The following is a 24,883-nucleotide window of genomic DNA, read 5'->3' as shown; positions in this document are numbered from 1 at the left end:
AACCGGGGCACCGGCGCAATCGCCGAACGCTTCAAGGCCCATAACAGGAAAGCCCCGCTTTCGCGGGGCTCTCCGGGGGTCAGCTCAGCTGGCCGTGGCAGTGCTTGTACTTCTTGCCGCTGCCGCACGGGCACGGATCGTTGCGACCGATCTTCGGCTCGTCACGCTGCAGCTGGGCGGCCTCGACCTGCGCCGCTTCCTCATCGGCACTGTAGCCGCCTGCGTCCTGATGCTGGAACTGCGACTGCTTCAGGCGGGCTTCCACCTGCTGGCGCTCGGCCGCTTCCAGGGCCTGCACTTCCTCGTCGCTGCGGATGCGCACACGAGCCAGCAGGGTCACTACTTCGCGCTTGACGTTCTCCAGCATGTCCGAGAACAGCTCGAAGGCTTCCTTCTTGTATTCCTGCTTCGGCTGCTTCTGCGCATAACCGCGCAGGTAGATGCCCTGGCGCAGGTAATCCATGCGCGCCAGGTGCTCCTTCCAGCTCTGGTCGAGCACGGTCAGCATCACGTGCTTCTCCAGCGCGCGCATGGTCTCTTCGCCCACACCCGCTTCCTTCTCGGCGAAGTGCTGGTTGATGCGTTCCTGCACCTTGGCGGTGATGCCTTCGGCGTCCAGTTCCTCGTGCGACTTGACCAGATCGGTCAGCGACATGTCCACGCCGAAGTCCGACTGCAGGGTGGCTTCCAGGCCACGCAGGTCCCACTGCTCGTCCACCGAGTTCGGCGGCACGAAGCGGGCGACGATGTCGAAGATCACGTCGTCGCGGATGCCATCGACGTTGTCCTTCACCGACTCGGCGTCAAGCAGTTCATCGCGCTGGGCGTAGATCACCTTGCGCTGGTCGTTGTTGACGTCGTCGAAATCCAGCAGGTTCTTGCGGATGTCGAAGTTGTGGGCCTCGACCTTGCGCTGCGCCTTTTCAATCTGGCGGCTGACAAGGCGGTCCTCGATGACGTCGTCTTCCTTCATGCCCATCATGCGCATGGCCTTCTGCACCCAGTCGGAGGCGAAGATGCGCATCAGGTTGTCTTCCAGCGACAGGTAGAAGCGGGACGAACCCGGGTCACCCTGGCGGCCCGAACGGCCGCGCAGCTGGTTGTCGATACGACGCGATTCGTGGCGCTCGGTGCCGACGATGTGCAGGCCGCCCGCCGCCTTGACCGCGTCATGGCGCTTCTGCCATTCGGCCTTGATCGCGGCCTTCTGCTCGTCAGTCGCGCCTTCGCCCAGCTCGTGGATTTCCGCTTCCAGCGAACCACCCAGCACGATGTCGGTACCACGACCGGCCATGTTGGTGGCGATGGTCACGGCCGCCGGACGACCGGCGTTGGCGACGATGGTCGCTTCGCGGTCATGCTGCTTGGCGTTGAGCACCTCGTGCTTCACACCCGCCTTGCGCAGGTGCTCGGACAGCATTTCCGAGGTTTCGATCGAGGTGGTACCCACCAGCACCGGCTGGCCACGCTTGGCGCACTCTTCGATGTCGGCCAGCACCGCATTGAACTTGCCCTTGCGGTTGAGGAACACCTGGTCCGGGCTGTCCTTGCGGATGGTCGGGCGGTTGGTCGGGATCACCACCACTTCCAGGCCGTAGATGCTCTGGAATTCGAACGCTTCGGTATCGGCCGTACCGGTCATGCCGGACAGCTTCTTGTACATGCGGAACAGGTTCTGGAAGGTGATGCTCGCCAGCGTCTGGTTCTCGCGCTGCACCGGCACGCCTTCCTTCGCTTCCACCGCCTGGTGCAGGCCGTCGGACCAGCGGCGGCCGGCCAGGGTACGGCCGGTGAATTCGTCGACGATGACCACTTCCCCATCGCGCACGATGTAGTCCACATCACGCTGGTAGATCGCGTGTGCGCGCAGCGCAGCGTTGAGGTGATGGACCACGGTCAGGTTCTGCGCCGCGTACAGGCCTTCGGTCTCGGCATCGAGGATGCCCGCTTCGACCAGCAGCTGCTCGGCGTGCTCCATGCCCGCTTCGGACAGGTGCACCTGCTTGCCCTTCTCATCGACCCAGAAGTCGCCCTCACCGTCTTCCGCTTCCTGCTTGACCAGGTTCGGCACGATGCGGTTGACGCGGATGTACAGCTCCGGGGAATCGTCGGCCGGGCCGGAGATGATCAGCGGGGTACGCGCTTCGTCGATCAGGATGGAGTCGACTTCGTCGACGATGGCGTAGTGCAGGCCGCGCTGGTAGCGGTCAGCCTTGGACAGCGCCATGTTGTCGCGCAGGTAGTCGAAACCGAATTCGTTGTTGGTGCCGTAGGTGATGTCCGAACCATAGGCTTCACGCTTGTCGCTGTGCGGCATGCCCGGGTAGACCACGCCCACGCTCAGGCCCAGCCAGTTGTACAGCTTGCCCATCTGCGCGGCATCGCGGCGGGCCAGGTAGTCGTTCACGGTGACCACGTGCACGCCCTTGCCTTCCAGCGCGTTGAGGTACACCGGCAGGGTCGCCACCAGGGTCTTGCCTTCACCGGTGCGCATTTCTGCGATCTTGCCCAGGTGAAGCACCATGCCGCCGATCAGCTGCACGTCGTAGTGGCGCATGCCCAGCACGCGTCGACCGGCCTCGCGGCAGACCGCGAAGGCTTCCGGCAACACCTTGTCCAGGGCTTCGCCACCGGCGATGCGCTGCTTGAACTCCGGCGTCTTGGCCTGCAGCTGCTCGTCGGAAAGCTTCTCGATCTCCGGCTCCAGCGCATTGATCTTGGCGACGATGCGGTTGAGCTGGCGCAGCTGTCGTTCATTACGACTGCCAAATACGCGGGTAAGCAGGCTGTTGATCATTGAAGGAACCGGGTTGGATGGGAATGCCGCACGGCTCCGGGAGGATCCGTCCGCCGCAAACGAAACAGGGCGCCTGGCGCCCTGTCGATGGCAACACCCATTGTAGCTTGGGATGGGCGGCAGGGGTTTCAACCCTTTGCGGTCGTCCAGGCGGCCGGGACCGGGGTCCTGGCGGCCGCGCTTCGCGCTCGCGGGGCATGGCCCCGCGCTACCGCCGGCATCCGACGGCGTGCCGGTAGCGCCGGGCCACGCCCGGCGTTGGAATCAACCGCGGGTGATGCGGCCGACCGGGGTATTGCCGCCATCGCCGAGGAACTTGCGCGGGTTGACCACGTTGCCGTTCTCCCACACCTCGAAGTGCACGTGGGCGCCGGTCGAACGACCGGTGGAACCGGCCTTGGCCACTTCCTGGCCAGCGCGGACGAGGTCGCCGACCTTCACCACCAGGCGCGAATTGTGCGCGTAGCGGGTGACGTAGCCATTGCCGTGATCGACGTCGACCACGTTGCCGTAACCGCCCTTGACCCCGGAGAAGCTGACCACGCCATCGGCCACGGCCATCACCGGGTCACCGACGCGGGCATGGAAGTCCATGCCCTTGTGGGTGGCGGCACCGCGACCGAACGGGTCAGCGCGGGTACCGAAGCCGGAAGTGACGTAGCTGTTGCGGATCGGCATGCGCGAGGGCACGGCGTTCTGCTGCAGCTGGTGGTCGAACATCAGCGATTCCATCACCGACAACTGGCGGCCTGAAGCAGCGAAGCGCTGCTCCAGCACCTGTAAGTCGGCGTTGACGTCCTTCACCGGGATGTCGGCGGTCGGGCCGCCGGCATCGCCGTCACCGAGGCCGGGGGTCTCGTTGAAGTCGAATTCGCCGTCTTCCAGCTTGCCCATCTGGGTCAGCCGCTCGCCCAGGGCGTTCAGGCGGGTGGCCTGCGCCTGCAGCTCGCCGAGGCGGGCGGCCAGCGCGTTGACCTGGGTCTGCGCATCGCGCTGGACCTTGGCCAGCTCGGCCTCCTGGCGTTCGACCTTGGCCTGCAGGCGCGAATCATTGAGCGCACTGGCGCCAATGCCGCCGGCAAGGCCGATAATGCAACCTGCGCCGAGCACGCTGCCCAGCAGGGCTCGGGGGCGGTCCTCGAAGTAGAACCGCAAACGCGTGAGCGCCGATTTGGCCTGTCCTTCACGCGTTTTGATTACGATCTTTTTGAATGCCATCAGTGAGTTTTCATGTCTGAGCCGAAATCCAGCGTTCGTCCCGCATCCAGACCGAAACCGGCCCTGGATGTAGTGATGGCGGACAAAAGCGGGAACCCGCTGCGGCGTGCCCTATGGCTCGACGCGCTGGACCGTCAGTTGCGCCCCCAGTTGCCGCCACCTCTGCGCAGCCGTTGCCGGCTGGCCAATGTGGACGGGGAACACCTCGTTTTTCTCGTCGAGTCCCCGGTCTGGCATGCCAAGTTGCGGCTTGCCGAAGCCCAGTTGCTCGACGCGGCCCGGTCCATCGGGCTGAAGGCCACCAAGGTGACCGTCAAGACTGCGTCTCCCACTCCCACGCGCTCCCCAGCGCTCGACAACCGGAATGGACCCCACGCAGTTTCAGCCGCCACGCACAAAGGGCTACGCGACGCCTTGGCAGCTCTGCAGGACCTTCCTTCGAAACCGAAGCGGGAAACCTGAAAGCAGCGGAGCGTCCTGCTCCACTCCCCGTCGCGCGTGTCACCGCAGCGTGAAACATTTCGGGGGCCGGGTCGCATCCTAGCTGGCCCCGGTGGGGCAGTCGTTAGATTGTTGTTAAAACAACGTTAAATTCAGGCTTCGGATCCAACAGGTTCACAAAACCGTGACCCCGGCCCGGCCGTCGCGTCACCCACTGCGCCAGGGCCTCAAGGAACGTCGGAAACGCAAACGCCGCCCTGGAAGGCGGCGTTTTTTCATCCAAATTCAATGACTTGTGTAATCAGGCATAGGCCGGCGTGGCGTACACCACCGGGTCCGGCACCGCCGGCGAGTCGTAGGTGACCCATTCCCAGGCGGTGGCATCGGCCATCAGCGCCCGCACCAGCTTGTTGTTGAGCGCGTGGCCGGACTTGAAGCCCTCGTACGCACCCAGCACCTGGCCGCCGGCCAGATAGAGGTCGCCGATCGCATCGAGGATCTTGTGGCGCACGAATTCGTCGGCGTAGCGCAGGCCGTCTTCGTTGAGCACGCGGAACTCATCGAGCACGATGGCGTTGTCCATCGAACCGCCGAGGCCGAGATTGCGCTCGCGCATGTATTCCAGATCGCGCATGAAGCCGAAGGTGCGCGCGCGGGAAATTTCCTTGGTGTAGGCCATCGTCGAGAACTCGATTTCCTGGCGCGACTGCTTGGCCGGGATCATCGGGTGGTCGAACTGGATGGTGAAGCCCAGCTTGTAACCCTCGTAGGGGGTGAAGCGGGCCACCTTGTCGCCCTCGGTCACTTCCACGGTCTTCAGCACGCGGATGAAGCGCTTGGGCGCATCCTGTTCCACGATGCCTGCCGACTGCAGCAGGAACACGAACGGGCCGGACGAACCGTCCATGATCGGCAGCTCGGCCGAGGACAGTTCGACGATGATGTTGTCCACACCCAGGCCGGCCAGGGCCGACATCAGGTGTTCGACGGTCTGGATCTTGGCGTCGTTGCAGGTCAGGCCGGTGCACAGGGTCACTTCGGTGACCAGCTCGGCCTTCGCAGGTACTTCCACCACCGGGTCCAGGTCCACGCGCCGGAACACGATGCCATGGTTGACCGGCGCCGGACGCAGGGTCATGTAGACCTTGTCACCGCTGTGCAGGCCTACGCCGGTGGCGCGGATCGTGTTCTTGAGGGTGCGTTGCTGGATCATGGGGGGACGACCGGAAGTGACACAGTAGATTAACACGCAGGGTCCCCTACCCCGGCTGAAACGCCGGCAGGACACACCGGCGCGCCGGTAGGACGCGCGTGAAGCAGGGCGGCCGGGCCCATCCTGGCCCGGCGCCCGCGTTTTCAGGACATGGTGGCGCAACCCGGGGGGGACAAGCCCCGGGCAGCGTCGATCAGTCCGCCTGGCGGCGCAGGAACGCCGGGATGTCCAGGTAATCGTTCGGCAGTTCCGCCGCGGCCGGGGCCGAGGATGCCGGAGCCGACGGGGTGGAAGCCGCCACGCTGTCGCTGCTGGCCCGACGCAGGCCCAGGCCCATGCCGCCGACAGCCTTGGACACCGCATCACCGCCGTTGTCGAACTCGCCGAACTCCGGCTGGCCGGTGGTGGCGTTGCGGACCAGCTTGATCGGTGCACGCTCGCCCGGACGCTGGGTCTTGCTGGCCGAGACGCGGTTCAGGCCCGTGGCGACCACGGTCACGCGCACTTCGTCCTGCATGTCCGGATCGAGCACGGTACCCACCACCACAGTCGCGTCTTCCGAAGCGAAGCCGTCGATGGTGCGGCCGATCTCGTCGAACTCGGCCATGGTGAAGTCGGCACCGGCGGTGATGTTGACCAGGATGCCGTTGGCACCGGCCAGGTTCACATCGTCCAGCAGCGGGTTCTGGATGGCCGACTCGGCTGCGGCCTGCGCGCGGTCATCGCCGCGGGCGGTACCGGTACCCATCATCGCCAGGCCCATTTCGGACATGACGGTGCGCACGTCGGCGAAGTCGACGTTGATCAGGCCCGGACGCACGATCAGGTCGGCGATGCCCTGCACGGCGCCCTGCAGCACGTCGTTGGCGGCACGGAAGGCCTGGATCATGGTCGCGTTGCGACCCAGCACGGTGATCAGCTTCTCGTTAGGGATGGTGATCAGCGAGTCGCAGTGCTGGCTCAGTTCTTCGATGCCCTTCAGCGCGACCTGCATGCGGCGACGGCCTTCGAACGGGAACGGCTTGGTGACCACGGCCACGGTCAGGATGCCCATTTCCTTGGCCAGCTGTGCCACCACCGGCGCAGCGCCGGTACCGGTGCCACCGCCCATGCCCGCGGTGATGAACACCATGTCCGCGCCCTGCAGCGCGTCCATGATGCGCTCACGGTCTTCCAGCGCAGCCTGGCGGCCGACTTCCGGATTCGCGCCTGCACCCAGGCCCTTGGTGACATTGGTACCCAGCTGCAGCTGCAGCTTGGCACCACAATTCTTGATGGCCTGCGAGTCGGTGTTGGCGGTGATGAATTCCACGCCATCCACCGCCGAGTTGACCATGTGCGCCACGGCATTGCCGCCGCCGCCGCCCACGCCAACAACCTTGATCACCGCATTGGGTGCCATCTTTTCGATCAGTTCAAAATGCGCCATGTCCGTGTCCTCGTTGTATCCGCTTTCGATTGCATGGGCGTTCGGGCGTCCTGCCTTCGTGCTGCATGCCGTCGTTGCGGCTGTGTGGGTTATGTGTTGCCGGTGTTGCGTCGTGTTGCCGGTGTTGCAACCGGGCGAGCCCGGGTGGTGCAGGCTCCGCGTCAGAATTCGCCGCGGAACCAGGTCTTGAGTTTCTTGAACATGCTTCCAGCGCGACCAGTCGGCAGCGACGGCCGGCGCGGATGCTCGATCTGGCTGCCCATCAGCAGCAGGCCCACGCCGGTGGCGTGCACCGGGTTGCCCACCACTTCGCCCAGCCCGGTGACGTGCTGCGGGATGCCCACGCGCACCGGCATCTGCAGCATTTCCTCGGCCAGTTCGACCACGCCTTCCATCTTCGAGGCACCACCGGTCAGCACCATGCCGGCGCGCACCAGTTCCTCGAAGCCGGAGCGGCGCAGTTCGGCCTGCACCATTTCGAAGATTTCTTCGTAGCGGCCCTGCACGGCCTGCGCCAGCGCGTGGCGCGGCATGCGGCGCGGCGGACGATCACCCACCGACGGCACCTGGATGCTCTCCTCGGCGGTGGCCAGCTGAGCCAGGGCACACGCATAGCGCACCTTGATCTGCTCGGCTTCCGGGGTCGGCGTGCGCAGCATGTGCGCGATGTCGTTGGTCACGTGGTCGCCGGCGATCGGCAGCGAGGCGGTGTGGCAGATCGCGCCCTGCACGAACACCGCGATGTCGGTGGTGCCGGCGCCCATGTCGACCAGCACCACGCCCAGCTCGCGCTCGTCGGCGGTCAGCACCGCCACGCTGGAGGCCAGCGAGGACAGCACCAGGTCATCCACCTGCAGGCCACAGCGCTGCACGCACTTGCTGATGTTGGCGGCGGCCGACTGCGCGCACACCACCAGGTGCGCATGCACCTCCAGGCGCACGCCGGTCATGCCGACGGGGTTGCGGATGCCTTCCTGCGAATCATCCAGCACGTACTCGCGCGGGATCGCATGCAGGATCTTCTGGTCGGCCGGGATCGCCACGGCCTTGGCCGCATCAAGCACGCGATCCAGGTCGCCCCAGGTCACTTCGCCGTCGCGGATCGGCACGATGCCGGGCGAGTTCTTGCACTGCACGTGGTTGCCGGAGATGGAGGCATACACCGAGCGGATCTCGCAGCCGGCCATCAGCTCGGCTTCTTCAACCGCACGCTGGATCGACTGCACGGTCGATTCGATGTCCACCACCACGCCGCGCTTGAGGCCGCGCGACTCATGGGAACCGATGCCGATCACTTCGATCGGATTGCCCGGCGAATACTCGCCCACCAGCGCCACCACCTTGGAGGTGCCGATATCCAGGCCGACGATCAGCGATTTGTCACCCTTGCGATTCATGTTCTTTCCTGCGTCCTTCGTGCCGGGGTGCCCGGTGCATTGGCGGGGGCGGCCGGAGTGCCCCAGCTCAGCGTGAAACCATTGGTATATCGGAGGTCGGCGCGCTCGATCGGCGCGGCCTGGTTGGCCAGCTGCGGCAGCACGCGCACGAAGCGCTGCAGGCGCGAACGTGCGTCGTCGCGGCCGACCACCACTTCAGTGCCGTTGCTCAGCAACAGCGACCAGCTGCCGCGCGCGTCCATGGTCAGCCGGCGCACATCGACGCCAGCCGGCGCGAACAGCGCGCGCGAATCGTTGTAGAGCTTGACCACTTCCTCGGTCTGGCTGTCCGGGCCATCCAGCTCGGGCAGCTGCAGGTCGGCCAGCTTCTTCGGCGTGGGGAACAGCTTGCCCTGCTCGGACAGCAGGCGGCCTTCGCCCCAGCGTGCGAACGGCTTGTGCTCGACCAGCGTCACTTCCAGCACGTCCGGCCACTGCTTGCGCACCTGCGCGCTTTCCACCCACGGCAGTTTTTCCAGTGCGTCCTGCGCGTCCTGCAGCTTGACCGCGAAGAAACCGGCATGTGCATACGGCAGCAGCACCTGCTGCAGCTGTTCCGGCGGCACCCGCTTGAACTCACCGTGCACGCGCAGCTTCGCCAGCGGCCAGCGCTCGGCGCCGACCCAGCCATTGACCACGGCCACCACCGGCAGTGCAACCACCGACAGTGCCAACAGCCAGACGAAGATGCGCAGCACCGCGTTCATGCGTGCGATGCCTCCAGGGTCTGTTCCAGCACGCGCCACACCAGTTCCTCGAAGCTGATGCCAGCCTGCCCGGCCGCCTTGGGCACCAGCGAATGGCTGGTCATGCCCGGCGCGGTGTTCACTTCCAGTAGGAAGAAGCGGCCGCTGGCGCGGTCACGCATCACATCCACGCGACCCCAGCCACGGCAGCCTGCGGCGCGGAAGGCCGCCAGCGCGATGCGGCGGATCTCCTCTTCGTCATCGCCATCCAGGCCCGGGCACAGGTACTGGGTGTCTTCGGCGATGTACTTGGCGTTGTAGTCGTACCACTGGCCCTTGGGCACGATGCGGATCGACGGCAGCGCGACATCGCCCAGGATGGCCACGGTCAGTTCATCACCGACCACCATCTGCTCCATCAGCAGCTGGCCGTCGTAGCGCGCGGCCAAGGCCACCGCTTCGTCCAGGCCGGCGTCGTCGGTGACCCGGCTGATGCCCACGCTGGAGCCTTCGTTGGCCGGCTTGACCACCACCGGCAGGCCGAGTTCGGCCGCCAGCGCATGCACGGTGGACGCATCGACCTTCCGGTACTGCGGGGTCGGCAGGCCCAGCGACAGCCACACCTGCTTGGTGCGGATCTTGTCCATGCTCAAGGCCGAGCCCAGCACGTTGGAGCCGGTGTAGGGCACGCCGAACGCGTCCATCAGGCCCTGCACGATGCCGTCCTCACCACCACCGTTGTGGCCGTGCAGGATGTTGAACACGCGATCGATGCCGCCGGCCGCCAGCGCCTTGGCCAGCGCCGGAATGCCGTCGATGGCGACCGCATCGACGCCGCGCGACTGCAGCGCTTCGAGTACGTTGCGGCCCGAATCCAGCGACACCTCACGTTCGCTGGAACTGCCACCGAGCAGCACGGCAACGCGGCCGAACACGGCCGGGTCGGTGCTGCGCAGCGGCGGGAAGGTCAGCGTGCTCACGCCTCGCCCTCCGCCTTGAAGCCTTCCACGGCAATGTGGCTTGCGACGGCGCCGATGTCGCCGGCACCCATCATCAGCAGCAGATCACCGTCCTGCAGCACGTCGGGCAGCACGGTGGCGAGTTCGGACGCCTTGCCGACCACCACCGGCTCGCTGCGGCCACGCGCACGGATGGCGCGGGCCAGCGCATGCGAATCGGCGCCGGCGATCGGCTCTTCACCGGCCGGGTAGACCTCGCTCAGCACCAGCGCATCAACGCTCGACAGCACCGCGGCGAACTTGTCGAACTGATCGCGGGTACGGCTGTAGCGGTGCGGCTGGAAGGCCACCACCAGGCGCTTGTCGGCCCAGCCGCCACGGGCAGCGGCGAACACCGCTTCCAGCTCGCTCGGATGGTGACCGTAGTCGTCGATGATGCGGACCTTGGCACCCGTGGCGGTGGTCACTTCGCCCAGATCGTTGAAGCGGCGACCGACGCCCGCGAAGCTGGCCAGCGCACGCGCGATCGTGTCCGGAGACACGCCCAGCTGCCAGCCCACCGCCGCAGCGGCCAGCGCATTGAGCACGTTGTGCTTGCCCGGCAGCGCCAGCACCACTTCCTGGCTGGTGCCCTGCGGCAGGCGCAGGGTGAAGCGCATGCGCGAACCCTCCTGCACCACGCTCTCGGCGCGCACGTCGGCCTGCGGGCTCATGCCGTAGCTCATCACGTGGCGCGGGGTCTTGGCGGCCAGTGCGGCCACTTCCGGGTCGTCGATGCACAGCACTGCCAGGCCGTAGAACGGCAGGCGCTGCAGGAACTCGGCGAACGCCGCCTGCACGCGGGCGAAGTCGTTGCCGTAGTTCTCCAGATGGTCGGAATCGATGTTGGTGATGATCGACATCAACGGATTCAGGCGCAGGAAGCTGCCGTCGCTCTCATCGGCCTCGGCCACCAGCCACTGGCCACCGCCGAGCTTGGCGTTGGCACCGGCTGCCAGCAGCTGGCCACCGATCACGAAGGTCGGGTCCAGCCCGCCTTCGCTCAGCACCGCAGCGGTCAGGCTGGTGGTGGTGGTCTTGCCATGGGTACCGGCCACGGCGATGCCGCGGCGGAAGCGCATCAGTTCGGCCAGCATCGCCGCGCGCGGCATGATCGGAATGCGCTGGCTGCGTGCTTCCATCAGCTCCGGGTTGTCTTCGCGGATCGCGCTGGAGACCACCACGCAGTCCGTACCCAGCACGTTGGCAGCCGAATGGCCGCGCATGATGCGCGCGCCCAGGCCGGCCAGGCGCCGGGTGGCAGCATTGTCGGCGTTGTCCGAGCCGGACACTTCATAGCCAAGCGTCAGCATCACTTCGGCGATGCCGCTCATGCCGGTGCCACCGATGCCGACGAAATGCACGCGCGGGAACGCGCGCACCAGATCGTTGGTGTCATGCAGGCGGCGGATCATGCGCGGCCTCGCGCAGGGCAGGCGCTGGAGCGTGCCTTCTTCATACAGCTTCCTCGAGAATGATATCGGCGATGCGCTCGGCGGCATCGACCTTGGCCAGGGCACGCGCGGCTTGCGCCATCTGCATGCGGCGGGCGGGATTTTCGGACAGATCACGCAGCAGCGCGGCAATGCCGTCTGCCAGCGTTTCGTCCTGCTTCAGCAATACGGCCGCGTCGCGCTCGACCAGATACTCCGCATTGCGGGTCTGGTGATCGTCGACGGCAGCGGGGAATGGCACCAGCACACTACCGATGCCGACCGCACAGAGTTCAGCCAGCGTGGATGCGCCGGAACGGCACACCACCAGGTCGGCCCAGGCGAAGGCTTCGGCCATGTCGGCGATGAACGGCGTCACGTCGCCCTGCACGCCGGCCTTGGCATAGGCCTCGACCGCTTCGGCATGCAGCTTCTCGCCACTCTGGTGACGCACCACCACCGGCACCTGCGCACCGAGCGCGGCCAGTGCCTGCGGCACGCCACTGTTGAGCGCGCGAGCACCCTGGCTGCCGCCGAGCACCAGCAGGCGCAGCGGACCACTGCGATCGGCCAGCCGCTGTTCCGGTGGCGCGACGGCGGCGATTTCGGCGCGCACCGGATTGCCCACGAATTCCTCGCGTGCAGCAAAAGTGCCCGGGAAACCAGTCAGCAGGCGGCGCGTGTAGCGCGACAGGATGCGGTTGGTCAGGCCCGGCGCGCGATTCTGTTCGTGCACGATCAACGGCAGGCCGTGCAGACGCGCGGCCATGCCACCGGGGCCGGAGGCGAAGCCACCGAAGGCGACCACCGCACGCGGCTGGCGATCACGGATGATCAGGCCGGCCGCACGCAGCGCGCGCATCAGGCGCCACGGTGCGGCCAGCAGCGCCAGCTTGCCCTTGCCACGCAGACCAGTGATGGCCAGCGTATCGATGTGGATGCCGTGCTGCGGAACCAGGCGGGTTTCCATGGCGCCATCAGCACCCATCCAGGTGACCGGCACGCCACGGGCGCGCAGCACGCGGGCCACGGCCAGGCCCGGGAAGATATGCCCGCCGGTACCACCGGCCAGGATCATCACCGGCCGGGCGCTGTTCTGGGCCGCGCTCATCCGAGCCTCCCGAAGGTAGGTTCGACGCGCGACTGCAGGCGGCTGGTGCCGCGCACGGCGGCCGGCTCCGCAGCGGCCGGTTCGGCGGCCATCGGCACCTTCTTCGCCACCGGTGCGGCTGGCGCCTCGGCCGGAGCCGGGCCAGCAACGTCGTCGGCGGCGCCCATGCGCACGGCCTGGCGGCGCTCGGCACGCTTCAGCTCATACGACACGCGCAGCAGCAGACCCATCGCCACGCAGGTCATCAGCACCGACGAACCGCCCGACGAAATCAGCGGCAGGGTCAGGCCCTTGGTCGGCAGGATGCCCAGGTTCACGCCGATCGAAACGAAGGTCTGCATGCTGATCCACAGGCCGATGCCGAAGGCGATGTAGCCGGAGAAGTGGCGCTTCATTTCCACGCAGCGCATGCCGAGCCAGAACGTACGGCCGACCAGCAGCGCATACAGGGCCACGATCGTGCAGGTGCCGAGGAAGCCGAATTCCTCGGCAGTGACCGAGAAGATGAAATCGGTATGTGCCTCGGGCAGGTAGTACAGCTTCTGCACCGAATTGCCCAGGCCGACGCCGGTCCACTCGCCGCGGCCCACCGCCATCAGCGCGTTGGACAGCTGGTAGCCGTCGCCCTGCTGGTCGGCCCACGGGTCGAGGAAGGAGGTGATGCGGCGCATGCGGTACGGCTCGATGATCGCCAGCGCGCTCATGCCCACCAGGCCGATCACCACCGGCATCGACATGCGCGGCATGTTCACGCCGCCCAGCACCAGCATGCCGGCAGTGATCGCCAGCAGCAGGGTGGACGAACCGAAGTCGGGCTGCAGCAGCAGCAGCACCACCAGCGCACCGGCCACGCCCAGCGGCTTGAGCATCGCCGGCCAGGTGGCGTTGACCTCGTCGCGGAAGCGCACCAGGTAGCTGGACAGCCAGACGATGTAGAGCACCTTCACCGCTTCGACCGTCTGGAACTTGGAGATACCCAGGTTGATCCAGCGGCGGGCGCCGTTGACGCTGCTGCCCAGGCCGGGAATGAACACCACCACCAGCAGCGCGAAGCAGCCCAGCAGCAGCATCTGGTTGTACTGCTCGATGGTCTTCAGCTCGGTGCGCGCGGCGATGATGGCCAGCACGATGCCGACCGCCAGGAAGATCAGGTGGCGGTTGAGGTAGTAGAACGGGCTGCTCATCAACGCGATCGAACTGGACGCGACCATCACCACGCCCAGCCCGGTGAGCGCGATCATCGCGCCGAGCAGCCACTTGTCGTAGCTGCCACCGATGGCCTCAAGGCGTGTTGCCTGGTGCGACAGGTCATTCATCAGCGTACCTTCAACGTGGCCAGGCCGATCAGCACCAGCACGACGGAGATGATCCAGAAGCGCACGATCACGCGCGGCTCCGGCCAGCCCTTCAGCTCGAAGTGGTGATGGATCGGCGCCATGCGGAACACGCGCTTGCCGGTCAGCTTGAACGAGGCGACCTGGATCATCACCGACAGCGTTTCGATGACGAACACGCCGCCCATGATCACCAGCACCAGTTCCTGGCGCGTGATCACCGCGATGGTGCCCAGCACCGCGCCCAGCGACAGCGCGCCGATATCGCCCATGAACACCATGGCCGGATAGGTGTTGAACCAGAGGAAGCCCAGCCCTGCGCCAGCGATTGCCGCGCAGATGATGACCAGCTCACCAGCGCCCGGAATCTGCGGGATCTGCAGGTAGTTGGCGAACACGGCGTTGCCCGAGGCATAGGCGAACACGCCCAGCGCGCAGGCCACCAGCACGGTCGGCATGATCGCCAGCCCATCCAGGCCGTCGGTCAGGTTGACCGCGTTGGAGAAGCCGACAATCCAGAAATAGGCGATGGCCACGAAGCCGATGCCGGCCAGCGGCAGCGCCACCGACTTGAACATCGGGATGTAGAAGGTCAGCGCCGCCGGCACGTCGGCGGTCTGGAACAGGAAGATGCCCGCAGCCAGGCCGAAGATCGACTGCAGCAGGTACTTCCAGCGTGACTTCAGGCCGTTCGGGTCGCGACGGACGATCTTGATCCAGTCGTCGTACCAGCCGATGGCGCCGAAGCACAGCATCACCGCCAGCACCAGCCACACGTAGCGGTTGCGCAGGTCGGCCCACATCAGCACCGACAGGGTGACGGTGAGCAGGATCAGCGAACCGCCCATGGTCGGCGTACCGGCCTTGGAGAAATGGGTCTGCGGACCATCGGTCCGGATCGGCTGGCCGCCCTTGAACTGGGCAAGCTTGCGGATCATCGCCGGGCCGAGCCACAGCGACAGGAACAGCGCCGTCAACGCGGCAAGGATGGCGCGGAACGTCTGGTAGTTGAACAGCCCGAACAGGCTCTCCAACTGCTGCAACCATCGAGCCAGTTCATACAACATGCGGGGATTCCTCTCCTTGCGCCAGCAGCGCTTTGACAATCGTGTCCATGGCGCTGCCACGGGAACCCTTGACCAGGCAGCGCACGCCGGCGTGCAGCTCGTCCTTCAGCGCCTGCGACAGCGCGTCATGGGTGGTGAAATGACGTCCGCCCTCGCCAAACGCGGCGGCAGCGGCGGCACTGAGCGGACCCAATGCATACAGGCGCTTGAGGCCGGCAGCACGCGCGCGGAGACCCGCCTGTGCATGCAGTGCCTCGGCATCGGGGCCCAGCTCGCGCATGTCGCCCAGCACCAGCCAGCCCTCTTCCGGTGCGGCGGCCAGTGCGTCGATGGCGGCGGCCAGCGAACCGGGGTTGGCGTTGTAGCTGTCGTCCACCAGCACCGCCCCGTTGTGCAGCTGATGGGCAATCTGGCGGCCCGGCACCGGCTGCGCTTCGGCCAGGCCTGTGGCAACCAGCGACAGTTCGATGCCGGCGGCAAGCGCCAGGCTGGCGGCGGCCAGTGCATTGCTGATGTTGTGGCGGCCCGGCAGACCCAGCACCACGCCCGCCTCGCCCATCGGCGTGACCAGGGTGAAGCGGCTGCCCTGCGCACCGGCGCGGATGTCGCGCGCGGTGACGTCGGCGGTGTGTTCCAGGCCATAGCGCAGCACCCGGCAACGTGCCGGGGTACCGATGAAATGCTGTTCGAACCAGCGCCCGTAGGCGTCGTCGACATTGATCACGGCCACGCCATCGGCCGGCAGTGCGGCGTAGATCGCGCCCTTGGTCACGGCCACGCCGAGCAGGCTGCCCATCCGCTCCAGGTGCGCCGGGGCGATGTTGTTGACCAGGGCATAGCGCGGGCGCGCGATGTCGGTCAGGTAGGCGATGTCGCCCGGCTTGCCGGCGCCCATCTCGTAGACGGCGTAGTCGGCATCTTCCGGTGCGTCGATCACTGCCAGCGGCAGGCCGATCTCGTTGTTGCGGTTGCCCGGGTTGGCGTAGACGACCTTTTGCGCGTGCTGGGCCACCTGCTGCAGGATCGCCAGCAGCAGGCTCTTCACGCTGGTCTTGCCGTTGCTGCCGGTGATGGCGAACAGTTCGGTGGCACGGTCGCGCTGCATGCCGGCGGCGATCTTCGCCAGCGCGCGCTCGCTGTCGGCCACCAGCACCTGCGGCAGGTCCAGCGGCAGCAGGCGCTCGACCAGCAGCGCGCTGGCGCCACGTGCCTGCGCGTCAGCGGCGAAGTCATGGCCGTCGAAGCGTTCGCCACGCAGCGCTACGTACAGGCTGCCCGGGCCAAGGCTGCGGGTATCGTTGCTGATGGCATCGATGGCTACGTCGTCGCCGTGGATCTCGCCACCGGCCCAGTGCGCGATCAGCGAAAGCAGGGTGCGCTTCATGCCGCGCCCTCCCCGGCCTGCGGGCCCTCTTCCGCGTCCTGCGGCCGGGCCACTAGCGCATCCATGCGCGTCGCCGAAAGCACACCGACCTTGGCGGCCAATGCCGCGGCGGCCACTTCGGTGTCGTCGAAGTCATGGCGCACGCCATTCACTTCCTGGTACGGCTCATGGCCCTTGCCGGCAATCAGGATGATGTCGCCGGCACCGGCGCGCTTCACCGCCAGGCCGATCGCGCGCGCGCGGTTGCGCTGCACGGTCACGGTCGAGGCATCAGCGAAGCCGGCCAGGATGTCGGCCACGATCACGTCGCCATCTTCGCCACGCGGGTTGTCGTCGGTGACGATGACCTGGTTGGCCAGGCGTTCGGCAATCGCAGCCATCTGCGGACGCTTGCCGGTATCGCGCTCGCCGCCACAGCCGAACACGCAGAACAGCGTGCCCTGCAGGTGGCCGTGCAGGCTGTCCAGTGCCTGTTCCAGCGCGTCGGGGGTGTGTGCGTAGTCGACCACCACGGTCGGCAGGCCGTCTTCGCCGCCGAGGCGGTTCATGCGGCCACGGATCGGCTGCAGCGCCGACAGCACCTCGGCAATGCGCGGCAGCGGATGCCCCAGCGCATGCAGGCTGCCGGCCACGGCCAGCAGGTTGTCCACGTTGAAGCGGCCCAGCAGCGGCGACTGCACCGCAGCGCGCTGGCCGTCGATGATCAGCTCGAACCCGATGCCGCGGCCATCCAGCTGCAGCGCTTCGGCGCGCACGCTGGCGCCGTCGGCACCGCGCGAGCTCAGGCCGATCGCCTGCACGCCCGCCGGCAGGCCGGCAAACAGCTGGCGACCGAACGCATCGTCAATATTGATCACCGCCGCCTTCAGGCCCGGGCGGTGGAACAACCGCGCCTTGGCCGCGCCGTAGCTGGCCATGTCGCCGTGGTAATCGAGGTGATCGCGGGTGAGGTTGGTGAACACCGCCACGTCGTAGTGCACGGCATCCACGCGGCCCTGGTCCAGCGCATGCGAGCTGACTTCCATCGCCACCGCACGCGCGCCGTCGTCGCGCAGCTGTGCCAGCAGCGCATGCATCTGCAGCACCAGCGGGGTGGTGAAACCGGTCGGCTCGACCGCGCCATAAAGTCCGGCGCCCAACGTGCCGATACTGCCACTGGGCGTACCGAGCAGGTGCCAGGCCTGGGCCAGCAGCTGCACGGTGGAGGTCTTCCCGTTGGTACCGGTCACGCCAACCATGGTCATCGCCCGCGAAGGCGCGCCATGGAACTGGTCGGCCATCGCACCCAAGCGCGCACGCAGGTCCGGCACGGCGATGGCATCGGCCGGTGCAGGCAGTTCGGCGGGCGCCGGTGCTTCGAACAGGATGGCGCCGGCACCGGCTGCGCGCGCCTGCTCGACAAAGCCCAGGCCATGCGCGCCGAAACCGGCGATGGCGACGAAGGCATTGCCGGGGCGCACGGCACGGCTGTCCAGCACCAGGCCGGTCAGAACGGGATCATGGCCCGCCAGGGCCACGTCCGGAAGCAACTGCGAAAGCAACATCGAAGGACTCATTGCGTGCCTCCCGTAGCGGGCGGCACATGGGATTGCGCGCTGGGCAGCGCGGCATCGAATTCAGCGGCGGCATCCACCGGCAGCGCGGCTTCGGCCGGCGGCACCGGCAGCACCGAGGCCGAATGCCCGATCTTTCCGGACTGCTGCGCAGCCAGCCACGACTGCAAGTCGTCCAGCGGCACGTCCATCAGGCGCAGGGTGCCTTCCATCACGTTGTGGTAGACCGGCGCCGACACCAGGCCGCCGAAGAACTTGCCGCCCTGCGGGTCGTTGATGACGATGACGGTGGCGAACCGCGGATTGGTGGCCGGCACCACGCCAGCGAACAGCGCGTTGTAGTGGCCACGCTCGTAACCGCCGGGGCCGGTCTTGCGCGCGGTACCGGTCTTGCCGGCCACGCGATAGCCCAGCACCGCCGCCTGCTTGGCGCCGCCCTGGGTGACCACCGTTTCCATCATCGCCACCACCTGCTTGGCGACGTTCTCGTCGATGATCTGATGTGCCTCGTTGCGCTGGCCCTTGACGAAGGTCGGCGCGATCAGCTTGCCGCCGTTGGCCAGCGCCGAATAGGCCGTAGCAATCTGCAGCGGCGTGACATTCAGGCCATAGCCGTAGGACATGGTCGTCTTGGTGGTGCCCGACCAACGGGCCGGACGCAGCACCACGCCACCCGACTCGCCCGGGAAGCCGCTGTGCGGTACCGAGCCGTAGCCGAAGCGGCGCACACCGTCGTAGAACACCTGGTCGGGCATCTTCGCGGCGACCTTGGCCGCGCCCACGTTCGAGCTGCGGGTGATCACGCCGGTGACGTTCAACACGCCGTTGTTGCGCGGCACATCGCGGATGGTGAAACGCCCCAGGGTCATGTAGCCCGGGTTGGTGTCGATGACGGTGTCCTTGGTCACCGCACCCGCCTGCAGCGCGGTGGCGATGGTCAGCGGCTTCATCGTCGAACCCGGCTCGACCAGATCGGTCACCGCACGGTTGCGGCGCGTGTCCGGCACCGCCCCGTTGAGCGAATTCGGGTTGTAGGTCGGCAGGTTGACCATGGCCAGGATCTCGCCGGTGGTCACGTCCATGATCACCATCGAGCCGCCGGCCGCCTTGTTGGCCACCAGCGCGTTGCGCAGTTCCTTGAAGGCCAGGTACTGGATGCGGCGGTCGATGCTGAGAGTCAGGTCCTTGCCCGGCTCGGCGGCACGCAGCAGATCGCTTTCGACGGTCTCGCCCTTGCGGTTGCGGATCACCCGCTTGCCGCCGGGCTTGCCGCGCAGCCATTCGTCGAACGCCAGCTCCAGGCCTTCCTGGCCGCGGTCATCGATGTTGGTGAAGCCCAGCACGTGCGCCATCGCTTCACCCTGCGGGTAGAAGCGGCGGAACTCGCGCTGTGCCGCCACGCCCGGAATCTTCAGGGCGACCACGCGCTCTGCCTCGTCCGGATTGATCCGGCGACGCAGGTACATGAATTCCTTGTCCGACTTCTGCGACAGGCGGCTGCTCAGTTCGTCCACCGACATGCCCACGGCCTGCGCCAGCTCGGGGATGCGCTCGGGCGAACGCAGCAGGTCCTGCGGGTTGACCCAGATCGAGGCGACCGGCGTGGACACCGCCAGCGGCTCGCCGTTGCGGTCGGTGATCATGCCGCGCGAGGTCTTGATGGGCAGTTCGCGCAGGTAGCGCGCTTCACCCTGGCGCTGGTAGAAGTCGCTGTTGATGATCTGCACGTAGGCGGCACGACCGACCAGCGACACCGAGCACAGGCCGAGTGCCAGGGCTACCCAGCGCAGGCGCTGGCGCAGGTTGAAGGCGTTGCGGGGACGGTTGCGGCCGGTCTTGCTCATGGGCGCACCACCACCACGTCGGCGGCCTCGGGGAATTTCATGCCGAGCTTTTCGCGGGCGATGCTGTCGACCCGGTTGGCTTCGGCCAGGGTCGCCTGCTCCAGCTGCAGGCGGCCGAATTCGATGTTCAGGTCATCACGCGCACGCTCGGCGCGCGACAACTCGATGAACGTCTGCCGGTGACGGTGACGCACGAACACGACGCCGATCGCCGAGGCCACGGTGCAGGCCAACAGGATGATCAGCAGCAGCCGGCTCATGCATCGGCCTCCCGCTTCTGGGCAACGCGCAGCACGGCGCTGCGGGCGCGCGGGTTCATCGCCAGTTCTTCGTCGGTGGCCTTGATGGCGCCACCGATCAGGTCCAGCGTCGGCACGAACACCTGCGCTTCGGGCAGCCGGCGGTTGGCCGGCGGTGCCTTGGCCAGGCGGTTCATGTACTGCTTGACGATGCGGTCTTCCAGCGAGTGGAAGCTGATCACCGCCAAGCGGCCACCGGGCTTCAGGCGCTCCACCGCCGCATCGAGCCCGGCTTCCAGATCGGCCAGTTCGCGGTTGATGTGGATGCGGATGGCCTGGAAGCTGCGCGTAGCCGGGTGGATCCGGCTTTTATCGGATCCCGACTTGCTGCGCGGCATCACCGAGCTAATCAACTCGGCCAGTTCTGCAGTACGCGAGAACGGCTGCTTGTCCCGGCGGGCCACGATGGCCTTGGCGATGCGTCGGCCCTGGCGCTCTTCGCCATAGGTCCACAGCACGTCCATCAGCTCGCGCTCTTCCACGCGGTTGATCCACTGCGCAGCGCTTTCGCCACTGTCCGGATCCATGCGCATGTCCAGCGGGCCGTCCTTGCCGAAACTGAAGCCACGCTCGGCGACATCCAGCTGCGGCGAGGACACGCCAAGGTCGAACAGCACGCCGTCCAGGCCTTCGGCGGTCTCGTTCCACTGCAGCAGCTGGGCGAAGCTGCCGCGGAAGATCGACACGCGCGGGTCCGGCGCGAAATCACGCTCGGCAACGGCAATGGCTTCCGGATCCTTGTCCATGACCAGCAGGCGTCCCTCGGGACCGAGCTGGGTGAGCACGCCACGTGCATGACCGCCACGACCGAACGTGCCATCCAGATAACGTCCGTTTTCGATCACCCTCAGGCCTTCCAGGACCTGGGTGTACAGGACCGGCAGATGCACCGCCGGCGACTGCGACACCGGAAGGTGACCGGTCTGCGCTTCTGGGCGCATCCGGGCACCCCGGCTCACAACTTCAGGTCGAGCAACCCATCACCCAGATCCTCATCAGACAACGTCTGCTGGATCAGGGCCCGATGCGCCTGCTCGCTCCACAATTCGAATTTGTCGCCCATACCGAGCAATACCGCCTTCTTCTCAATGCCCACCGCACCGCGGTGGCTGGCGGGAATGCTGATGCGACCGTTGCCGTCCAGCTCCAGGTGGGCGGCTGAACCGACCAGCTTCTGCTGCAGCAGACGTACGACGCGCTGTGTGTTGGGTTTGGACATGACGTCGTCGCGTACCCGCTCCCATTCCGACTCGGCATACAGCCACAGGCAGCCCGATTCGAAGGGGTTGTAGGTCAATACGAGACGGTTGTTGCTGACGCGCGCAACCAGGTCGCGGTGAGCGGTGGGAACCGCCATGCGTCCTTTGTCGTCAACTGTGATGGCCGTCTCGCCCTGGAACACGACGCCTGCACCTTATCCTTCGCCCGGTGAAACATTGAACCACGAAAATCCACAAAACACCCGGATTTCCCTCTGATGCCCACCTTAGCAGCGGCCCAAGGGTTGTCAACAACTTTTCAGCAGGGAAATCGCCAGCCGCATCAATGGCTTGCGCCGATGTTTAGAGAGTTGTTCAAGGTTTATCCACAAGTTGCTGATCCGTCTCAATTTTTGAGATTGAACGGAAGTTCAGGGGTGTGGAGAGCGCGTGAAACATGGCCTGCGCATTCATCCACAAAGGCCCGAAAGCAGCGCCGCTCTGCGCAAACCGGGCACAATGGCCCCATGTGCCTGCTTGCTCTTGGCTGGTTGCACCACCCGCGCTGGCGGCTGGTCATGGCCGGCAACCGTGATGAGTTCCACGCCCGCCCCACCGCGGCCCTGGCCCCCTGGCAGGATGAGACGTCCGTCATCGGCGGGCGCGACCTGCGCTCCGGCGGCGGCTGGGCCGGCGTCGGTGCCGGCGGCCGGATGGCGGTGGTGACCAACGTCCGCGATCCGCAGGCTGCCCAGACCGGGCCGTCACGTGGCGCACTGGTGGCCGACTACCTGCGCGGCCGCGATCCGGCGGGTACGCATATGGAACGTCTGGCCGGAATCTCCGCGGCCTACGCCCCGTTCAACCTGCTGCTGGCCGATGACAACAGCCTGGAATACCTGGGCAACCACCCGGCCGAGCGGCAGACGCTTGGCCCCGGCGTACATGGCATGTCCAATGGCGCCATCGACGCGCCCTGGCCGAAGACCCGACGGTTGATGGACGCGCTTTCCGCTTGGCTGGAACAGGACGGGGTCAGATCCCTTTCCCAAGGGGAAAGGGATCTGACCCCACTGTGGAACGCCCTGGCCGACGAACACCGCCCGGCCGACAGCGACCTGCCCGATACCGGCATCGGCCTGGAGCGCGAACGCTGGCTCAGCCCCGCCTTCATCCGCGGCGACGACTACGGCACCCGCGCCAGCACGGTGCTGCTGATTGACGCGAACGGCCACGGTGAAATCCACGAGCGCCGCTTTGGACCGCAAGGCATGTTCGTCAGTGATGGCAGCGTCGCTTTTTGACTTTGCCTGAGCTGGACCAGCGCGTCTGTGTCCTTTTTCTGTCGCGTCTGTCTCTATAAATGTCCCGACCACCGCAACACGATGACCTGGCGCGGTCCCCCGCGCGCTTTCGATCCACAGGGAGTCATCGATGCGCCGCATCCTCGTTCTTGTCGCCACCCACGTACTCACCCTCGGCCTTGGCTTCGGCCTGGGCGTGTATTTCCTGCCCATCCTGATCGCCCCCGACGATCCGCCGGTCGAGCAGGTGCAGACCGCGATGGCCGACGCTACTTACCGCACCACCTTCCGTCGCGATCTCAAAGGCAGTGACGCGGTGCATTGGGCCGAAGGCAAGGTCAGCGTCAGCGCCCGCCAGGTCGCCTTCGACGGCAAGATGGGCCCGGGCCCGGACTACAAGGTCTACCTGGTCCGCGACTTCGTCGACAACAAGGCCGACTTCCTGAAGATCAAGGACAAGGCCCAGCGCATCGGCGAGGTCAAGACCTTCAACCGCTTCCTGGTGGATGTGCCGGCCGATGTGGATGTGGACGAGTTCACCACCGTGGTGGTGTGGTGCGAGCGCTTCTCGCAGTTCATTTCCGCAGGTCAGTACCGCTGACCGCAACGGGGTCGGATCCCTTTCCGCAGGAAAGGGCTCTGCCCCCGAAATCCCAAGCCGGTAGTTCCACGCCATGCGTGGATGGCTGTGGATGGAATGAAGGGGCGGAGCCGGCCGATAAGCCGGGTTCTGTCGTGGACAGTCATTCCTCTAGGCGTTACGTCGCCGCAACGCTCAAGCAACCTACCCGGATCCAACGCGGGCCGCGCCAATGGATCCCTATTTGGTCTTGCTCCAGGTGGGGTTTGCCGTACCGGTCTGTTGCCAGACTCGCGGTGCGCTCTTACCGCACCATTTCACCCTTACCGGCCTTCCGAAGAAGACGTAGGCGGTATCTTTCTGTTGCACTTTCCGTCGGCTTGCGCCGCCCAGGCGTTACCTGGCACCTTGCCCTATGGAGCCCGGACTTTCCTCGGCACCCCCGAAGGGATGACGCGACTGTCTGGCCGACTCCGCCGCGCGCATTCTACCGCACGTGGACCTGCCCTGCCGGGTTGATTACGGCGCGCGGTTCATCCATCCACGCATGGCGTGGATCTACTATGCCTCGGGCTCTCTTCATCCACCTATGGCGTGGATCTACCGTGCACACGCAATGGCGAGGATCCACCCGCACCGCAGTAGAGCCACGCCATGCGTGGCTGCGATTCACCCAACGCCGCTCAACTGCCGTACAACGCCTTGCGCGGCGCACCGGTCATTTCGGCCGCCAGCTTGGCCGCGGTCGACGGCGGCAGGTGCTCGCTCAGCTTGGCGTAGACCTGGCGGCCATGCGCCAGCTGCGCCTCGGCATCATCACCAGCGCCCTGCACCATCACCACGAACTCGCCCTTGCGCTGGTTGTCGTCCGCTTCCACCTGCGCCAGCAATCCGGCCAGGTCCCCATCCAGCACGGTCTCGAACAGCTTGGTCAGCTCGCGCGCCAGCACGGCCGGGCGTTCGCCGCCAAAGATCGCCGCCATGTCGGCCAGGGATTCGGCAATGCGGTGCGAGGACTCGTAGAACACCATCGTGCGCACTTCGCCGGCCAGCGCCTGCAGACGATCGCGGCGGCCGCTGGCCTTGGCCGGCAGGAAGCCCTCGAAGGTGAAGCGGTCGCTGGGCAGGCCGGCCACGCTCAGCGCGGCAATGGCGGCGCAGGCGCCGGGAATCGGGCTGACCTTGATGCCGGCCGCGCGCGCCGCGCGCACCAGGCGGAAGCCCGGATCGCTGACCAGCGGGGTGCCGGCATCGCTGACCAGCGCCAGCGACTCGCCGGCCTGCAGGCGTGCCACCAGGCGCTGGGCCAGGGCCTCTTCGTTGTGCTCGTGCAAAGCCACCAGCGGCTGCTGGATGCCGAAATGGGACAGCAGCTGGCCGCTGCGGCGGGTGTCCTCGGCGCAGATGGCCGCCACCGAGCGCAGCACTTCCTGCGCGCGCGGGCTCAGATCGGCCAGGTTGCCGATCGGCGTGGCGACGACATACAGGGTTGGGACACTCATTTCAGCGGTACTCACGGGGCAAGGGTAGAATCCTAGCGTGTACCTGGCCAAGGCC

20 protein-coding genes, 1 other RNA gene and 1 pseudogene are annotated in these 24,883 nt (G+C 66.6%); 3 read left to right on the top strand and 19 right to left on the bottom strand.

Annotation, left to right across the window (positions count from 1 at the left end; translation table 11 throughout):
• Positions 1–79: 79 nt before the first annotated feature.
• Both secA and MRBLST15_RS14200 read right to left on the bottom strand, forming a co-directional pair.
• Positions 80–2,797: a preprotein translocase subunit SecA gene (gene secA / locus MRBLST15_RS14205; protein WP_099820293.1), complete on the bottom strand. Its 2,718-nt coding sequence runs from the start codon at positions 2,795–2,797 to the stop codon at positions 80–82.
• Positions 2,798–3,061: 264 nt separating this feature from the next.
• Positions 3,062–4,015 (bottom strand): M23 family metallopeptidase, encoded by a 954-nt coding sequence (locus MRBLST15_RS14200; protein ID WP_236509083.1) that lies wholly within the window; start codon positions 4,013–4,015, stop codon positions 3,062–3,064.
• Positions 4,016–4,027: 12 nt separating this feature from the next.
• Between MRBLST15_RS14200 and MRBLST15_RS14195 the strand changes: the two genes are divergently transcribed.
• Positions 4,028–4,477 carry a DUF721 domain-containing protein gene (locus MRBLST15_RS14195; RefSeq protein ID WP_162292002.1) on the top strand — a complete coding sequence of 150 codons (450 nt, stop codon included), beginning with the start codon at positions 4,028–4,030 and terminating at the stop codon, positions 4,475–4,477.
• Positions 4,478–4,757: 280 nt separating this feature from the next.
• Here the strand turns inward: MRBLST15_RS14195 and lpxC are convergent, their stop codons facing one another.
• The 15 genes and pseudogenes from lpxC to mraZ all read right to left on the bottom strand — a co-directional run bounded on the left by lpxC (position 4,758) and on the right by mraZ (position 21,645).
• On the bottom strand, positions 4,758–5,669 hold the full coding sequence (gene lpxC, locus MRBLST15_RS14190) for a UDP-3-O-acyl-N-acetylglucosamine deacetylase (RefSeq protein ID WP_089238783.1): 912 nt from the start codon (positions 5,667–5,669) through the stop codon (positions 4,758–4,760).
• A gap of 193 nt (positions 5,670–5,862) precedes the next feature.
• Positions 5,863–7,098: a cell division protein FtsZ gene (ftsZ, locus tag MRBLST15_RS14185; RefSeq protein ID WP_025876577.1), complete on the bottom strand. Its 1,236-nt coding sequence runs from the start codon at positions 7,096–7,098 to the stop codon at positions 5,863–5,865.
• 161 nt (positions 7,099–7,259) lie between these two features.
• The gene (gene ftsA, locus MRBLST15_RS14180; RefSeq protein WP_025876580.1) at positions 7,260–8,495 is read right to left on the bottom strand and encodes a cell division protein FtsA; all 1,236 of its coding nucleotides are present in this window, start codon (positions 8,493–8,495) and stop codon (positions 7,260–7,262) included.
• 68 nt (positions 8,496–8,563) lie between these two features.
• Positions 8,564–9,241, bottom strand: a pseudogene (locus MRBLST15_RS14175) (cell division protein FtsQ/DivIB); the annotation flags it as partial.
• Positions 9,238–10,200: a D-alanine--D-alanine ligase gene (locus MRBLST15_RS14170; protein ID WP_230110842.1), complete on the bottom strand. Its 963-nt coding sequence runs from the start codon at positions 10,198–10,200 to the stop codon at positions 9,238–9,240. The gene MRBLST15_RS14170 and the pseudogene MRBLST15_RS14175, both read right to left, overlap by 4 nt.
• Positions 10,197–11,633, bottom strand: coding sequence for a UDP-N-acetylmuramate--L-alanine ligase (murC, locus tag MRBLST15_RS14165; protein WP_312704797.1), 1,437 nt, complete (start codon positions 11,631–11,633; stop codon positions 10,197–10,199). Before murC ends, MRBLST15_RS14170 begins: the two co-directional genes overlap by 4 nt.
• A 40-nt stretch (positions 11,634–11,673) precedes the next feature.
• Positions 11,674–12,762, bottom strand: coding sequence for an undecaprenyldiphospho-muramoylpentapeptide beta-N-acetylglucosaminyltransferase (gene murG / locus MRBLST15_RS14160; RefSeq protein WP_367786360.1), 1,089 nt, complete (start codon positions 12,760–12,762; stop codon positions 11,674–11,676).
• The gene (gene ftsW / locus MRBLST15_RS14155) at positions 12,759–14,078 is read right to left on the bottom strand and encodes a putative lipid II flippase FtsW (RefSeq protein WP_367786358.1); all 1,320 of its coding nucleotides are present in this window, start codon (positions 14,076–14,078) and stop codon (positions 12,759–12,761) included. The genes murG and ftsW overlap by 4 nt, the downstream gene beginning before the upstream one ends.
• Complete coding sequence (gene mraY, locus MRBLST15_RS14150) at positions 14,078–15,163, bottom strand: phospho-N-acetylmuramoyl-pentapeptide-transferase (RefSeq protein WP_025876592.1); 1,086 nt, start codon at positions 15,161–15,163, stop codon at positions 14,078–14,080. The genes ftsW and mraY overlap by 1 nt, the downstream gene beginning before the upstream one ends.
• The gene (locus tag MRBLST15_RS14145; protein ID WP_089238769.1) at positions 15,153–16,547 is read right to left on the bottom strand and encodes a UDP-N-acetylmuramoyl-tripeptide--D-alanyl-D-alanine ligase; all 1,395 of its coding nucleotides are present in this window, start codon (positions 16,545–16,547) and stop codon (positions 15,153–15,155) included. Before MRBLST15_RS14145 ends, mraY begins: the two co-directional genes overlap by 11 nt.
• Positions 16,544–18,103, bottom strand: a complete 1,560-nt coding sequence (locus MRBLST15_RS14140) for a UDP-N-acetylmuramoyl-L-alanyl-D-glutamate--2,6-diaminopimelate ligase (protein WP_367786356.1) — start codon at positions 18,101–18,103, stop codon at positions 16,544–16,546. The genes MRBLST15_RS14145 and MRBLST15_RS14140 overlap by 4 nt, the downstream gene beginning before the upstream one ends.
• The gene (locus MRBLST15_RS14135; RefSeq protein ID WP_367786354.1) at positions 18,100–19,944 is read right to left on the bottom strand and encodes a peptidoglycan D,D-transpeptidase FtsI family protein; all 1,845 of its coding nucleotides are present in this window, start codon (positions 19,942–19,944) and stop codon (positions 18,100–18,102) included. Before MRBLST15_RS14135 ends, MRBLST15_RS14140 begins: the two co-directional genes overlap by 4 nt.
• Positions 19,941–20,204 (bottom strand): cell division protein FtsL, encoded by a 264-nt coding sequence (ftsL, locus tag MRBLST15_RS14130; RefSeq protein ID WP_025876599.1) that lies wholly within the window; start codon positions 20,202–20,204, stop codon positions 19,941–19,943. Before ftsL ends, MRBLST15_RS14135 begins: the two co-directional genes overlap by 4 nt.
• The gene (rsmH, locus tag MRBLST15_RS14125) at positions 20,201–21,184 is read right to left on the bottom strand and encodes a 16S rRNA (cytosine(1402)-N(4))-methyltransferase RsmH (RefSeq protein ID WP_312704794.1); all 984 of its coding nucleotides are present in this window, start codon (positions 21,182–21,184) and stop codon (positions 20,201–20,203) included. The genes ftsL and rsmH overlap by 4 nt, the downstream gene beginning before the upstream one ends.
• A 14-nt stretch (positions 21,185–21,198) precedes the next feature.
• On the bottom strand, positions 21,199–21,645 hold the full coding sequence (gene mraZ, locus MRBLST15_RS14120) for a division/cell wall cluster transcriptional repressor MraZ (protein ID WP_025876601.1): 447 nt from the start codon (positions 21,643–21,645) through the stop codon (positions 21,199–21,201).
• A 324-nt stretch (positions 21,646–21,969) separates the two neighbouring features.
• Between mraZ and MRBLST15_RS14115 the strand changes: the two genes are divergently transcribed.
• Both MRBLST15_RS14115 and MRBLST15_RS14110 read left to right on the top strand, forming a co-directional pair.
• Positions 21,970–22,746, top strand: coding sequence for an NRDE family protein (locus MRBLST15_RS14115; RefSeq protein WP_367786493.1), 777 nt, complete (start codon positions 21,970–21,972; stop codon positions 22,744–22,746).
• Positions 22,747–22,876: 130 nt separating this feature from the next.
• Positions 22,877–23,347: a DM13 domain-containing protein gene (locus MRBLST15_RS14110; protein ID WP_265952801.1), complete on the top strand. Its 471-nt coding sequence runs from the start codon at positions 22,877–22,879 to the stop codon at positions 23,345–23,347.
• Between the two features lie 102 nt (positions 23,348–23,449).
• Here the strand turns inward: MRBLST15_RS14110 and rnpB are convergent.
• Both rnpB and rsmI read right to left on the bottom strand, forming a co-directional pair.
• An RNA gene (gene rnpB / locus MRBLST15_RS14105) (RNase P RNA component class A) lies at positions 23,450–23,801 on the bottom strand.
• A 208-nt stretch (positions 23,802–24,009) separates the two neighbouring features.
• Entirely contained in the window at positions 24,010–24,828 is an 819-nt protein-coding gene (gene rsmI / locus MRBLST15_RS14100) for a 16S rRNA (cytidine(1402)-2'-O)-methyltransferase (RefSeq protein WP_367786351.1), read from the bottom strand.
• Positions 24,829–24,883 lie beyond the last annotated feature (55 nt).

The sequence above is a fragment of the Stenotrophomonas sp. LST15-1-1.1 genome (assembly GCF_040815575.1).
In the GTDB taxonomy this organism is placed as follows: Bacteria; Pseudomonadota; Gammaproteobacteria; order Xanthomonadales; family Xanthomonadaceae; genus Stenotrophomonas; species Stenotrophomonas lactitubi_B.
This window is presented reverse-complemented; position numbering and strand designations above follow the sequence as displayed.